At 56.3% G+C, this 14682-nt stretch carries 13 protein-coding genes; 10 read left to right on the plus strand and 3 right to left on the minus strand.

All coding sequences use genetic code 11. From position 1 onward, the window contains the following. Positions 1-57 precede the first annotated feature (57 nt). Positions 58-423: a polymer-forming cytoskeletal protein gene (locus ABGT88_RS13380; protein WP_087409279.1), complete on the minus strand. Its 366-nt coding sequence runs from the start codon at positions 421-423 to the stop codon at positions 58-60. Between the two features lie 288 nt (positions 424-711). On the opposite strand from ABGT88_RS13380, the gene ABGT88_RS13385 reads away from it, so the two are divergent. Both ABGT88_RS13385 and folB read left to right on the plus strand, forming a co-directional pair. Next, the gene (locus tag ABGT88_RS13385; protein WP_258326704.1) at positions 712-2064 is read left to right on the plus strand and encodes an MATE family efflux transporter; all 1353 of its coding nucleotides are present in this window, start codon (positions 712-714) and stop codon (positions 2062-2064) included. A 108-nt stretch (positions 2065-2172) separates the two neighbouring features. Beyond that, entirely contained in the window at positions 2173-2526 is a 354-nt protein-coding gene (gene folB, locus ABGT88_RS13390; RefSeq protein WP_300131384.1) for a dihydroneopterin aldolase, read from the plus strand. Positions 2527-2550: 24 nt separating this feature from the next. On the opposite strand, the gene rpiB is transcribed toward folB, so the two are convergent. After that, positions 2551-3003, minus strand: coding sequence for a ribose 5-phosphate isomerase B (rpiB, locus tag ABGT88_RS13395; protein ID WP_087409276.1), 453 nt, complete (start codon positions 3001-3003; stop codon positions 2551-2553). Positions 3004-3386: 383 nt separating this feature from the next. On the opposite strand from rpiB, the gene ABGT88_RS13400 reads away from it, so the two are divergent. From ABGT88_RS13400 to ABGT88_RS13435, 8 genes are all read left to right on the plus strand, one after another. After that, complete coding sequence (locus ABGT88_RS13400; protein WP_087409275.1) at positions 3387-4589, plus strand: BamA/TamA family outer membrane protein; 1203 nt, start codon at positions 3387-3389, stop codon at positions 4587-4589. Further along, positions 4576-6261: a sulfatase-like hydrolase/transferase gene (locus ABGT88_RS13405; protein WP_346702609.1), complete on the plus strand. Its 1686-nt coding sequence runs from the start codon at positions 4576-4578 to the stop codon at positions 6259-6261. Before ABGT88_RS13400 ends, ABGT88_RS13405 begins: the two co-directional genes overlap by 14 nt. Before the next feature lie 211 nt (positions 6262-6472). Beyond that, a complete protein-coding gene (locus tag ABGT88_RS13410) occupies positions 6473-7228 on the plus strand; it encodes a polyprenol monophosphomannose synthase (protein WP_258326709.1) in 756 nt (251 codons plus the stop codon). Positions 7229-7268: 40 nt separating this feature from the next. Next, positions 7269-8639 carry a dihydroorotase gene (locus ABGT88_RS13415; protein WP_346702611.1) on the plus strand — a complete coding sequence of 457 codons (1371 nt, stop codon included), beginning with the start codon at positions 7269-7271 and terminating at the stop codon, positions 8637-8639. Between the two features lie 132 nt (positions 8640-8771). Next, positions 8772-9668, plus strand: a complete 897-nt coding sequence (locus tag ABGT88_RS13420) for a phosphodiester glycosidase family protein (RefSeq protein ID WP_346702613.1) — start codon at positions 8772-8774, stop codon at positions 9666-9668. Between the two features lie 9 nt (positions 9669-9677). Continuing rightward, positions 9678-11663, plus strand: a complete 1986-nt coding sequence (locus ABGT88_RS13425) for a calcineurin-like phosphoesterase family protein (RefSeq protein ID WP_346702615.1) — start codon at positions 9678-9680, stop codon at positions 11661-11663. A 24-nt stretch (positions 11664-11687) separates the two neighbouring features. Then, positions 11688-13085, plus strand: coding sequence for an alkaline phosphatase (locus tag ABGT88_RS13430; protein WP_346702617.1), 1398 nt, complete (start codon positions 11688-11690; stop codon positions 13083-13085). A gap of 36 nt (positions 13086-13121) precedes the next feature. Continuing rightward, positions 13122-14267: a glycerate kinase gene (locus ABGT88_RS13435; protein ID WP_346702619.1), complete on the plus strand. Its 1146-nt coding sequence runs from the start codon at positions 13122-13124 to the stop codon at positions 14265-14267. Positions 14268-14454: 187 nt separating this feature from the next. Here the strand turns inward: ABGT88_RS13435 and ABGT88_RS13440 are convergent, their stop codons facing one another. Further along, positions 14455-14655, minus strand: a complete 201-nt coding sequence (locus tag ABGT88_RS13440; protein WP_289540150.1) for a hypothetical protein — start codon at positions 14653-14655, stop codon at positions 14455-14457. Positions 14656-14682 lie beyond the last annotated feature (27 nt).

Consider the following 14682-nt stretch of genomic DNA (forward strand, 5'->3'; position numbering starts at 1 on the left):
CTCTTCACCTCGCGGCTCTCAAGCCCACAGCCCACAGCCCCCGGCCGCCACCGCGACTCAAGCCTCGCCACCCTCGTCGAGCGGCGGCTGCATGGTGCACTTGCCGTTCAGCACCGCCCCCGGCTCTATGGCCAGGCGCCGGGCCTGCACATCGCCCTCGAGCGACGAAGTGGCCTTCAAGACCAGCATCTCGGCCACCATCACATTGCCTGTGACACGGCCCACGACCTCGGCATTCACGGCCACGATGTCGCCGATTACCTGACCGGTTTCGCCGATTACCACTTTACCCTGACACTCCAGCCGCCCTTCGAGCGTGCCGTCTATGCGAATGTCCTTCTGCGAAACAATCTTGCCTACGACCGTAGTCTCTGCCGTAAGCGCATTGTGCGCCATTCCCGAGAAAGTATTATCCTTTGCCATATCTATGTCTCGTTTTTATGTTCACACGGGCTACGCAAACCGATTGAGTTACGCTTGCCGAGGTTAGAGTCTGTCTTTATATCTCGTGCAAAAATAGAAAGAATCTCCCGAAATATATCCTCCGGGTTTGATAATCATTCTAAAAATGAGGTAATAATATTTGCGTCGGCCCGACACGAAGGATCCCCTCCGAAGTCGCGGTACCAAGCGAGACCGAAGGATTTCCACCGACAGGCGAAACAGCTCTGCGCTATTCTTTATACCTTTGCACCACTTGATTGCCCGCGTATGTCACACCAGCACCTGAACCTTACCCAAGGAGGCATTACCGGCACCCTGCTCCGGTTTACCCTCCCCATGATGGCGGGAGCCCTGTTGCAGCAGTGCTACAACATAGCCGACACCCTCATCGTGGGGCAGTTTGTCGGCCCCGAGGCTCTGGCGGCCGTCGGGTCGGCCTACACGCTCATGGTCTTCCTCTGCTCCATCCTGCTGGGGTTGTCGCTGGGCAGCAGTACCGTATTCTCGCAGCAATACGGGCGAGGCAGCCTGTCGGCCCTGCGGCACAGCACCTGGGTGTCGTTTGTTCTGATACTCGCCATCACGGTGGTGCTCAATGTGGCTGCCTTCCTGGCCCTCGACCCCATCTTGCGGTTTCTGCAGGTACCGGCCGAGGTCTACCCCCTCATGCGCGACTACCTGTGGATTATCTTCTGGGGAATCCTCTTTACCTTTATCTACAACTTCTACGCCGCCCTGCTGAGGGCTGTGGGCGACTCGGTCACCCCGCTGTGGTTCCTCTCGCTCTCGGTGGTGCTCAACATCGGGCTCGACCTCTTCTTTATCCTCTCCCTCGACTGGGGCATCGAGGGGGCGGCTGCGGCTACCGTCATCGCCCAGGGAGCGGCCGCTCTGGGAATCGTCATCTACACCTACCGCAAACGGCCCGAGCTGAAGATACGGCGCAACGAAATCTACCTCGACCGGGCCACCCTGAAAGAGATTACCGAGTTTTCCACCCTCACCTGCGTGCAGCAGTCGGTGATGAATCTGGGCATCCTGATGGTGCAGGGGCTGGTCAACAGTTTCGGCACCGTGGTGATGGCCGCCTTTGCCGCCGCCGTGAAGATAGATGCCTTTGCCTACATGCCTGTGCAGGAGTTCGGCAACGCCTTCTCGACCTTCGTGGCCCAAAACTTCGGAGCCCGCAAACGGCAGCGCATCCGCCGGGGCATCCGGCAGGCCCTGCTCATCACCTGCCTCTTCTCCCTGGCCGTATCGTTGCTCATCTTCCTCTTTGCCGAGCCCCTCATGCTCATCTTCGTCAAGCCCGACGAGGTGGAAATCCTGCGCATCGGGGCCCAATACCTGCGCATCGAGGGGGCCTTCTACGCCCTCATCGGCATCCTCTTCCTGCTCTACGGCTACTATCGGTCGGTACGGATGCCGGGCATGTCGGTCATCCTCACCGTGCTTTCGCTGGGCACCCGGGTAGCCCTCTCCTACATCCTGGCCTCCCTGCCCGCGGTGGGTGTCACGGGCATCTGGTGGTCGATACCCATCGGGTGGTTCATCGCCGACCTCGTGGGCATCGTCTACTACAAACTGTCGTCGGCCCGTGTCGGGCGCCTCATGGGGTAAAGCGGAACAGCCTGATACGGCAAGAGCCGACGAGGCTCGGCCCCATCGGCTCCAACAGTCTGTTCTTTAAATAATATTCACTACCTTTGCGGTAGATAATCCTCTCACATGAAAACAGCGATACACATTGGCTCCATGCGCTTCTACGCCTTCCACGGCGTACTGCCGCAAGAACAGAAGGCGGGCAACTACTTCCGCGTAGAGGCTACGCTCTATACCGACTTCTCCCGGGCTCTGACCTCGGACGAACTGACCGACACGATCAACTATGCCGAAATCTGCCGCGTGATTGCCGACGAGATGGCTCGTCCCTCACGGCTGCTCGAACATGTAGCCGGCCGTATCATCGCAGCCATCACACGCCAGTTTCCCACCGTGACGGGAGGCAAACTGATTGTGACGAAGGAGAAGCCCCCCATCCCCGGCGACATCCGCGACGTATCGGTCGTGGTCGAGTGGTAGAGCCGCTACGGTCTTGCGCTGCTCTTATTTTACGGGTATCTTGTCGATACGGCGTTGATGACGACCACCTTCGAAGTCGGTATTCAGGAAGATGTCGACCAGACGACGACCCAGTTCGGCCGAGATAAAACGACCCGGCATCACCAGCACGTTGGCATCGTTGTGCTGACGGGCCAGAGAGGCAATCTCCTCGGTCCAGCACAAAGCAGCACGAATGCCCTGATGTTTGTTCAACGTCATGTTTATGCCGTTGCCGCTGCCGCAGATGGCAATGCCGGGATAGCACTCGCCCTGCTCCACCGCCAAGGCCAGGGGGTGGGCAAAGTCGGGATAGTCGCAACTGTCGGTCGAATAAGTCCCGAAATCCTTATAGGCGATACCCTTTGCATCCAATTCCTGCATGACTACTTGTTTCAGTTCGTATCCGGCGTGGTCGCAGGCCAATCCCACCGGCTTTCCCGATTTCAATATGCTCATATTTTTTTGATTTTGTTTCGTCCAGCAAAAGTAGTACAATTCGAGAGTTGCAACAAATAATTCGTATTTCTGTTGAAGCATCTTAATTGTACGAGTATTGTCACAAAAATACAAAAAATATCGGCACCCCCGGCCTGTCGCTTCACAGGAATGAAAAGACTTTTTTTATAAATAGTGTCAACAACAGAACCTTCTGAACCGTAATTTGTTATTCTCAAGAAAAGCCTCTCCTGCGGGCTAATTGCATTGCTGAATCGGTAATCTTTTCAAAAAGAAAATTTATACAAAACTTAACAGGTTGAACCAAAAGCGATTAGGCTGTTTATCGCAGATAATATACATTTGCAGCCCAACTCGTGAGAGAAAACGAACTAAACCAGAATATGAAACTATTTGTACGATATGTGTTACTTGCCCTCGGCGGCCTTGCTTGGAGCTGCCAATCGCCCATCATGGCCCAGAATATGGCCGAGAGCGACAGTATTGCCGTAATAGCTTCGACCGACAGTCTGCTGGCACAACCGGCTCCCCAGAAACTGAATCTGTTTCAGAAGGTCTTGAAATACTTCAACGAATCCAACGAACCGCGCCCCGACAAAAAATTCGACTTCGGCATTATCGGCGGCCCGCACTACTCCTCGACGACCAAGCTGGGACTGGGTATCGTAGCTTCGGGCACCTATCGCATGCGACACGACTCGCTCACACAACTCTCCAACGTATCGATCTACGGCGACGCCACCACCACGGGCTTCCTGCTCATCGGGGTCAAGGGCAACAACATATTCCCCGAAAACAAATACCGCATCGACTACGACTTCTACCTCTATACCTTCCCCAGCGACTTCTGGGGAATCGGTTACGACAACGGCAACAACAACGACAACAAGAGCAGCTACAACCGGCTCGAAACCATCGTGCGCATCGACTGGCTGGCCCGCCTCTGTAACAACCTGTACGGCGGTATCACCACCGGATTCAACTGGGTGAAAGGTTCCGACTTTACCAAACCGGCTCTGCTCAACGGCGAACCCCGCGAAGTCATCAGCACCAGTGCGGGATTGGCCCTCACCTACGACAGCCGCGACTTTATTCCCAACGCGGCCCGCGGGGTCTACTTCAACGTGCGGCAACGCTTCTTCCCCCGAATCTTCGGCAACAAGCATCCCTTCACCCGCACCGCCTTCATCTTCGACTACTACCAACGGGCGTGGGAGGGAGCCATCATCGCCTTCGACCTGCACGGCGAATTCAACTACGGCGATGTGCCCTGGAACATGCTCGCCTCGCTGGGCGGCTCGACCCGCATGCGGGGATACTACGAAGGGCGCTACCGCGACAAGTGCCTCATCGAAACCCAGCTGGAACTGAGGCAGCACATCTGGCACCGCAACGGCATAGCCGTGTGGGTGGGTGCCGGCAACGTGTTCCCCTCGTTCTCACGCTTCGACTGGGGGCATACCCTGCCCAACTACGGGATAGGCTACCGCTGGGAGTTCAAGAACCGGGTCAACCTGCGACTCGACTACGGATTTGGCAAGAAAGGACAATCGGGATTTTTATTCAACATCAATGAAGCATTTTAATCGACTATTCACACAACGGCGCATCTTCTGGATATTCCTGGCCGTGATGCTGGTGCCCAACCTGTTTCTCTGTTTCACCGAGCATCTGCCGTTCCTGTTCAAGGTGGTCTACATACTTATACCGGGGGCTCTCTACCTGCTGTTGCTGAACCTCTCGCGCAAACCGGGCATTACCTTCTGGGCGCTGTTCCCGCTCCACTTCATCGGGGCATTCCAACTGGTATTGCTTTATCTTTTCGGCAACTCCATCATCGCCTCCGACATGTTCCTCAACATGTTTACCACCAATAGCGGCGAGGCCTTCGAACTGCTCGACAAGCTGGCCCCGGCTGTCGTGGGGGTATTCATCCTCTATCTGCCGGCTCTGGCTCTGGCCGTCTACTCCATACGCCGGTCCGACTCGCTCACGCCCCTTTTCCAAAAACGGGCCTTCATGCTGGCCATGCTCCTGCTGGGAGCAGGACTGCTCATCTATACCCCGGCACACCGACAAGCTCCACACCGGGCCCGACTCGACAATCTCTACCCCATCAACGCCTTCAACAATGCCCGATTTGCCGTGAGCAGCTGGAAGGCGGCCAAGAACTACCACCGTACCTCCCGAGACTTCGACTACCGGGCCTCGTCGTCGCGCGCCCCGCAAATGCCCGAGGTCTATATATTCGTCATCGGCGAAACGGCCCGTGCCGGCAACTGGGGGCTCTATGGCTACGAGCGCAACACGACCCCACGGCTCAGTGCCCGACACGACGTCATCCACTTCGACGACGTGCTGACCCAAATCAACGCTACCCACAAGAGCGTACCTCTCATGCTCAGTCCGGCCGACGCTCTCGACTTCAACCAGATTTATCGGCAGAAGAGTCTCATCACGGCCTTCAAGCAGGCCGGATTCCGCACGGCGTTCATCTCGAATCAGTTGCGAAACGGCTCGTTTACCGATTTCTTTGCCGACGAAGCCGACTGCACCCTCTACCTGCTGGCTCCCAAAAACAAGACTCACCTCTACGACAATGTCCTGTTGCCCGTGGTCGACTCGCTGCTCCAAAGCGGCCCCACCAAGCAACTCATCGTGCTGCATACCTACGGCTCTCACTTCAACTATTGCGAACGCTATACGGCCGAGAACCGCAGCTTTACGCCCGACTACATCAACGAAATCAACCGGAAAGACAGGCAGGCCATGATCAATGCCTACGACAACTCGATTGTGGCAACCGACTGGTTACTCGACCAGCTGATCGAACGGCTCGACCGCACGGGGAAGACCTCGGCCCTGCTCTACCTATCGGACCATGGCGAAGATTTGCTCGACGACGACCGCGACCGCTTTCTGCATGCCTCGCCCATCCCCACCTACTATCAGTTGCACATTCCGTTTGTCTTGTGGTTCTCGCCCCAATATGTCAGCCAGTTCCCACTCGACACCCAACAGGCTCGCGAGCAGCACAAAACGCCCTTCGACTCACGGGTCGTATTCCACACCTTGCTGTCTATCGGCGGCATCGAGACCGACTATCGCATCGACAGTCTCTCGCTCGTGAGTCCCTCGTTCCACCTGGACAAACGATACTATCTGGGCGAGCGCAACATACCTGTACCCGTGAAGTATCTCCCCTTCGACGACGAAGATCGACAGGCTTTCGAACGCCACGGCATCGCTCCTCGATAAGGGTTTTCACCCTGTGCCATACCATAGCCCCGACTCTCACCTTTCACTATATTTCCAGAATATAGGAGGCGGCTCGGCACAGGCAAACCGAAAAACTTCGTTTTTGTTTGCCTCTGCTCTCACCTTTCACTATATTTGTATGGATAAAATGCGGGCGAGGCTCACGGGCTGCCTGCATGAGTTGTGATAAACACCCAAACCAGAGAGTTATATGGACCACACTGCGTCTTCGAGATCAGAGAATATTGTTCTCATTCCTACCTACAACGAGAAGGAGAACATCGCTGCCATCATCCATGCCGTATTCGAACTGCCCCGCCAGTTCCATATCCTCGTAATCGACGACAATTCGCCCGACGGGACCGCCGAAATCGTGCGGTCGCTGCAAAAGCAATTCCCCGGAGCCCTGCACCTGATGGAGCGTGCCGGCAAACAGGGATTGGGCACAGCCTACATTGCGGGATTCAAATGGGCTATCGCCCGCAAATACGAATATATCTTCGAGATGGATGCCGACTTTTCGCACAACCCGCAAGACTTGATGAAACTGTTGGCAGCCTGCAAGACGGGCGGCGCCGATATGGCCATCGGCTCGCGGTACGTGACGGGGGTAAATGTCGTGAACTGGCCGATGGGCCGGGTCATGATGTCTTACTTCGCCTCGAAATATGTGCGCTTCATCACCGGCATGAAGATACACGACACCACCGCCGGTTTTGTCTGCTACCGTCGCCGGGTACTCGAGACCATCGGCCTCGACTCGATTCGGTTCAAAGGCTATGCCTTCCAGATCGAGATGAAGTTCACCACCTACAAATGTGGATTCTCCATCAAAGAGGTGCCTATCATATTTATCAACCGGGTACTGGGCGAAAGCAAAATGAACAGCAGCATCTTCGGCGAGGCTGTGTTCGGTGTCATCAAACTGAAAATAGACAGTTGGTTCCGCAAATACCCCAAGCGGTAACCCCACCGGGATAAGGAACCGCCTTAAACATCTATCGGCCATGGGCAAAACAATTATCAAAAACGGAACAATAGTAAACGATGGCGAGCAATTCGTGGGCTCGATTGTCATCGACGGTGAATGTATCGAATCGATTATCCGGGGCGAACTGCCCGAAGCGGAGGCCTGTACCGCCCAACGCATAGTCGATGCCACGGGGAAATGGGTTTTGCCCGGAGCTATCGACGACCAGGTACACTTCAGGGAACCGGGTCTCACCCACAAGGCCGAAATCGCTACCGAGTCGGTGGCTGCCGTGGCCGGTGGCGTCACCTCGTTTATGGACATGCCCAACACCCTGCCCCAGACTACGACCCTCGAGGCCCTCGAATGGAAATACGAACGGGCCGCCCAGGTATCGCCGGCCAACTACTCGTTCTACATCGGAGCTACCAACGACAACTTCGAGGTGCTCCGGCAGACCGATTTCACGCAGGTTTGCGGAGTCAAGATCTTCATGGGCTCATCGACCGGCAACATGCTCGTCGACAACGAGCAGACTCTGCGCCGCATCTTTGCCGAGATACCGGCCCTCATTGCCGTACACTGCGAAGAGGAGAGCATCATCCAGGCCAATAAAAAATATTATACCGAGCGGTTCGGCAACGACCTGCCCATCTTCTTCCACCCGCTCATACGCAGTGCCGAAGCCTGCTATGCCTCGTCGTCGCGTGCCGCCGAACTGGCTTCGCAATACGGCACCCGGCTGCACCTGCTGCACCTCTCGACCGCCCGCGAAATGTCGCTGCTCGACACGGCACCACTGGCACAAAAGCGCATCACCGGCGAAGTGTGTGTGCACCACTTGTGGTTCGACGACAACGACTACGCCCAATATGGCAACCGCATCAAATGGAACCCGGCCGTCAAAACCTGCGGCGACCGCAAAGCCCTGCTCGAAGCCCTGCGCAGCGGCAAGCTCGACGTGGTAGCGACCGACCACGCTCCGCACCTGTGGAGCGAGAAGCAGGGGTCGTGCCTCAAAGCGGCCTCGGGAGGCCCCCTCGTACAGCACTCGCTGCAAGTGATGCTCGAGTTGGCACAACGGGGCGAGTTCCCCCTCGAACTGGTGGTAGAGAAGATGTGCCATGCACCGGCCCTGCTCTACCGCATCGACCGCCGGGGCCACCTGCGTCCCGGCTACTATGCCGATGTCGTGGTGGTCGACCCGCACAAGCCCTATACCGTCACGCGCGACAACATCCTGTCGAAGTGCGGATGGTCGCCCTTCGAAGGCCACACCTTCCCGGCTACCATCGAACGTACCTTTGTCAACGGAAACGAGGTATTTGCCGAGGGCAAACCTACAGGTACAAGCCGGGGCAAACGGCTCACGTTCCACCACACCGAAGCCGACCGTGCGGCCCGTTGAAACAGCGCCGAAACGCTCCTTAATTTTTCATAAATTCCGGCCGGAATACTTGCGTTAGCGGTCGGATGAAACTTTTTTGTTAAGAAGTTTTTATACTTTTATCCCCTGAAATCATACTATTACTTTACACCGATGAAACACATTAAGCTTATTTTCTCGACCGTGCTACTGCTGCTTTTCGCCTTGGGCGGAAAGGCTCAAACGCAACAAGACTCACTGACTATTGCTCATGCCCAATGGCAAACCGACACTTTGGCTCACGGAGCCGTATGTCTGAGTGCCAACCTGCAACTGTTCGACTCGCCTCAACAGATTGCCATCATCAAATACGATGCCCGCAAATACAAAACCCGAATCGTACAGGCTCCGCACATCGCCATGACCAGCGACCTGGCTCGCAAGAGCGGTGCAGAAGTGGCCGTAAACGGGGGGTACTTCAATGTCAAGACGGGGCTCCCCTCGACTTTCGTCCAACTCGAGGGCAAGGTCTATGGCGAAACGACGCAGGCCGATGCCTTCCGCACCACCGGTGCCATCACGACCGACCACAACCGAATCGAGATTCACCCCTTCGACTCCATCTCGGCCAAGAAACTGAAAAAGAGATACAAAAACATACTTACCGCCGGGCCATTGCTGTTGAAAGACGGCGTACGGCAAATGGCTCCGACCTTCGAGACCAACAACACCCAGGGTGCCAAGGGTGGCAACTCCTTCAGCTCCGACGTGCCGCAGGGCTTCTACAAACGTCACCCGCGGGCCTTTATCGGCATCACGAAAGATCATCAGGTGATGATGGTGGTTGTCGACGGCCGGTTCAAGGGGAAAGCCGCCGGCATGTCTATCGACGAACTCTCGTACCTGGCCCAGCAACTGGGCATGACCGACGCCCTTAACCTCGATGGAGGCGGCTCGGCCACGCTGTGGAACAACCACACGGGCATCATCAACCACCCCTACGACAACAAGAAGTTCGACCACGAAGGCGAGCGCGAGGTAGTCAATGCCATCGTCGCCCTGCCCCAATAAGCGACTGCCATGAGACTCCGTTTCAACCCCATTGTCCCGATTGTTCTCCTCGCCGGTCTGCCGCTGCTGTTCCACAACTGCACCGAAAAAGAGGATATGCCCGAGATTGCCGCACCCGCGACCGACACAATCGAGAGTGGCATAGAGATTAAAGACTTTGCCATCGAGGCCGAGATACACACCTGGCCCGACAGTACGGTAGTCATGCAAGGCGAGGGCTTCCTGCAGTCGGACAGCCTTACCCTGGCTGCCCCGGCGGCAGACTCCCTGCGGTTCACGCTGCCGCTTGTCGACGTTACCGCCAACCGGGCAGGAATCGTCATGCCCCGGAATATCGTATCGTCGACCTACAGCCTATGGCTCAAACGCGAGGCAGACTCCTGCCTGCTGGGCGAGACCAGACTGATCGTCGACAAGAAGGTCGATTTCAATATCCCCGACATCGCAGGCATGACCCTCAAGGGGGTAGTATATTGCGGCGACAAACCGTTGCCCGACGTAGCCGTATCGGACGGCCGACAAGTGACCCTCACCGACGAAAACGGGCGGTACTACATCGCATCGGACAAAGAGAGCGGCTTTGTATTCATCTCCGTACCGGGCAACTACGAAGTCGACATCAAGGCCAACAACCGGCCCCAATTCTTCTACCGGCTGAAAAGCGACGACTCTGTAGAGCAACACGACTTCAAGCTCACGGCGACCGACAATACCAACCATGTGCTCCTGGCTCTGGCCGACATGCACCTGGCCAACCGCAACAACGACCTCTCCCAATTCTCCGGGAAATTCCTCCCCGACCTGAAAGCCTCGATCGAAAAGTACCGGGGCGAGGGAAAGAAGGTATATGGCCTCACGTTGGGCGACATGACCTGGGACCTCTATTGGTACGACAACCACTACGACCTCTCCAACTACCTGTCGACCATCCAGTCGGTAGATATTCCCCTATTCCACAGTACGGGCAATCACGACAACGACCCCTATTGTGCCGATGACTGGCTGGCCGAACAGGCCTTCAAGGACATCATCGGCCCTACCTACTACTCGTTCAATCTGGGAAATGTCCATTACATCGTACTCGACAACATCCAGTATATCAACACCGGAGCCAGCGAGGGTACCGTGGGCAAACGCAACTACAACAAAAAGCTGACCGAAAACCAGCTCATCTGGCTCAAAAACGACCTGGCCACGATTACCGACAAGAGCCGGCCGGTATTCGTCGCCATGCACGCCCAACTCTACGCCAATCCCACCTCGCTGCCGCAAGTCAGCAGCATATCGATGAGCGGCGGGACCACCCTCGTAAACTATCTCAAGGAGTTTACCAACGCCCACGTCATTACCGGCCATACCCATATCAACTACACCATCACCCCCAGCGACCGCCTCATCGAGCACAACATAGCCGCCATATGCGCTACCTGGTGGTGGACCGGGAAGAACGGATATGCCGGCAACCACATCTGCAAGGACGGATCGCCCGGTGGCTACAAGATTTTCACCGTCGACGGCAACCTGGTGAAATGGCGATACAAGGGCATCGGCGAAGAGGAGTCGAAACAGTTCCGCAGCTACGACCTCAACCAGTGCCATATCACGGCGGCCAAGTTCGCGCCCAACTCGACCGAAGCCAAAATGGAGGATTACAGCGACATATATGCCCAATCCAACAGCAACAACGAGATACTCGTCAACGTGTGGGATTACGACCCGCAGTGGAGTGTCGAAATGTATGAAGACGGAAAACCGCTGGAAGTCACCCGGGTCGTGACGAAAGACCCGCTGCACATCATATCCTACGAAGCCAAACGGCTGAACGTGGGCTCTACACCTACGGCCGACTTTGTCACCTGCACCACGGCCCACATGTTCAAGGCAACCGCCTCGAGTGCCACCTCGACCGTCGAAATCAGAGTGACCGACCGATTCGGCAACGTCTATACCGAATCGATGGCCCGCCCCAAAACCCTCGAATGTTCCATACAATAACCTGTCATAAACAACCGTTACCCCATGAAAAAAACCGTTCAACTCTGGATTGTAGCCCTGGTGGTCGCTCTTTGCTCGACCTCACTCTCGGCCAAAACACCCAAATACATCTTTTTCTGCATAGGCGACGGCATGAGCTTCTCGCACGTGCTGGCTACCCAACTCTACTACGAACACGGCAACTACAAGGCCGGCAACGAGTCGATTGCCTTTCTCGACTTTCCCGTGCACTCGGCCGTCAGAACCCACGCCAACAACAGCCTCATCACCTGCTCGGCTGCTGCCGCCACGGCTCTGGCCACGGGACACAAGACAAACATCGACCACGTAGGCATCTCGCCCGACAAAAAACCGCTCACCTCTATCGCCAAACAGTTGCGCGACAAAGGGTATGCCATAGGGCTCGTAACCAGCGGACAAATCGACGACGCTACTCCGGCAGCCTTCTATGCTTCGCAAATGCGTAAAGAGGCCTACCTCATCGGCAAGGAAGGGGCCGACAGCCAGTTCGATTTTCTGGCCGGCAGCGCCCTGAAGCAACCGTATGCACCCTCGCAACCCTCGCTCTACGACTACTACCGCCAGAAGGGTTACACCATATGCCGGGGTATCGACGGCTACAACGCCAACCGGGAGGCCGACAAGATGCTCCTGCTCGACACCGATACCGCCTCGCGCTCGTGGCTGCCCTACGCTCTCGAGCGGAAACCCGAAGCGATGGGTCTGGAATTTATGGTACAGGCCGGCATCGACAAACTCTATCGCGAAAAAGGGAAAAAGGGATTTTTCATGATGATCGAGGGGGCCAGCATCGACCACGCCTCGCACCCCGACGACCTGGCGACCGCCATCTTCGAGACGGCCGAGTTTGACCGCAGTGTGCGAATCGCCTACGAATTTTACAAGAAGCACCCCGACGAGACCCTCATCATCGTCACTGCCGACCACGAAACCGGAGGCCTGACGATGGGCGAAACCAATATGCGACCCTTCTACTGGGAATATGTCAACTACCAGACTCTCTCCAAAGAGTCGCTCTCCGACCTGTTCCGGTCGTTGAAAAAGAACGGCCAGGTAGATAGCTGGGAGAAAGCCCGAAAGGTCTTGGCCGACCATACCGGTTTGTGGACAAAGATTCCGGTCAACGCCGGCGAAGAGGCCGCACTCATGCAGTGCTACTACCGCACCGTCATTCAAAAAAGCAAGGAGCAGGAGGTCACGCTGTATGCCCGAACCGAGCCGTTGGTGGCTCAAGCCATCGCCCTGCTCGATAAAAAAATCGGGGTAGCCTGGAGCAGCACCTCGCACACCGGCGGCTTCGTGCCCTTCTATGCCATCGGCTGCGAAGCCACCCGATTTGCTACCGTGGGCGACAACACCGACATTCCCCAAACGATACGTAAGATTATGAAAATCAAATAACCCGACCGACACATCTCTCATTTGCCATACCTCCCCATGAGAAAAATCGTCGTAGCTCCCGACTCGTTCAAAGACTCCTTGTCGGCCCCTCAGGTGGCAGCCGCCATCGAGGCCGGCATCCGTCTCACACTACCCCAGGCTCAGGTCATCAAGGTACCTGTTGCCGACGGCGGCGAGGGGACGATGGAGACTTTGGTCGAGGCCCTGGGCGGAGAGTATGTCAACTGCCTGGTGAACGACCCGCTCATGCGGCAAATTCCAGCGGCATACGGCATCGTGCACACTCACGGAGAGCCGACGGCCATTATCGATCTGGCCTCGGCCAGCGGCCTCACCCTTCTGTCGCAGGAGGAGCGCAACCCGCTCGTCACCACCACCTACGGCACGGGCCAGCTCATTGCCGACGCCTGCACCCGCGGGTGCCGCCACGTGGTGATGGGCATTGGCGGCAGTGCCACCAACGATGCCGGCAAAGGGATGCTCGAGGCTCTGGGCTGTCGGTTTCTCGACGCGGCGGGTGCAGAACTGAAACCGGGCGGCAAATCGCTCAACGACCTGGCGACAATCGACACCAGCGGCATGAACCCTCGCGTGGCCGGTTGCCGCTTCACCATCATCTGCGATGTCGACAATCCCCTCTTCGGTCCCAGCGGGGCCGCCTACATATTTGCCCCACAAAAAGGGGCTACCCCTCACGATGTCGTTACCCTCGACAACGGATTAAGGCGTTTTGCCACCTGTGTAGAATCCATGTTGCATCGGGATATCAGCCAAACCCAAGGAGCCGGAGCGGCCGGAGGAGTAGGCGCTGCCTGCCTGGCCTTCCTCCAGGCCACCCTGAAACCGGGCATCGAAACCGTGTTGGAGACGCTGCAATTTTCGCGCCTCATCGACGGGGCCGACCTGGTGATTACGGGCGAAGGAAAGATAGACCGGCAGACCCTCATGGGGAAAGCCCCCTACGGTGTACTGCTCCCGGCTCGCGAAAAAGGTATCCCGGTCGTAGTCTTGGGAGGAGCGGTCGAAGACCGCGATACCCTGCTCCAGGCCGGGTTCCGGGGCATCTTCTGCATACAGTCATCGGCCATGCCGCTCAAGAGAGCCCTGCAGCCACATATTGCCGCCGAGAACCTCAAACAGACAACGGCCCAAATCATTCACCTGCTCTACCCACAGGGATAACCTCTCTTCTCCCCTCTCTTTCAGAAGCACCCCTCCACATCCATTCCAGACAAACAGGCCTACCCAGCAAGCAATAGTAAACTGTTTATCAGTAGATTACAAAACAAACCCTACATTGGTTTTAAAACAAAAAAAGAGCTAACCCTCACCGAGGGATAGCCCCAATTCTTTTAGTCTTTGCTGTAAATTATTCAGCAACAACAGCAGCAGCTTCAACTACAGTGTCAGCAGCAGCAGAGTCAACAGCAGCAGAGTCAACAGTTTCAACTGCAACTTCTTCTACAACGGCAGTGCTATCAACAGCTTCAGTAGATTCAGCAGCTTTATTGCCGCAAGAAGCGAAAGACATTGCAAATGCAACAGCGAAGAACAAAACTAACTTTTTCATTTCCTTCAAATTAAAGATAAAACAATA

Source organism: Barnesiella sp. An22, assembly GCF_963931395.1.
Taxonomy (GTDB): Bacteria; Bacteroidota; Bacteroidia; order Bacteroidales; family Barnesiellaceae; genus Barnesiella; species Barnesiella merdigallinarum.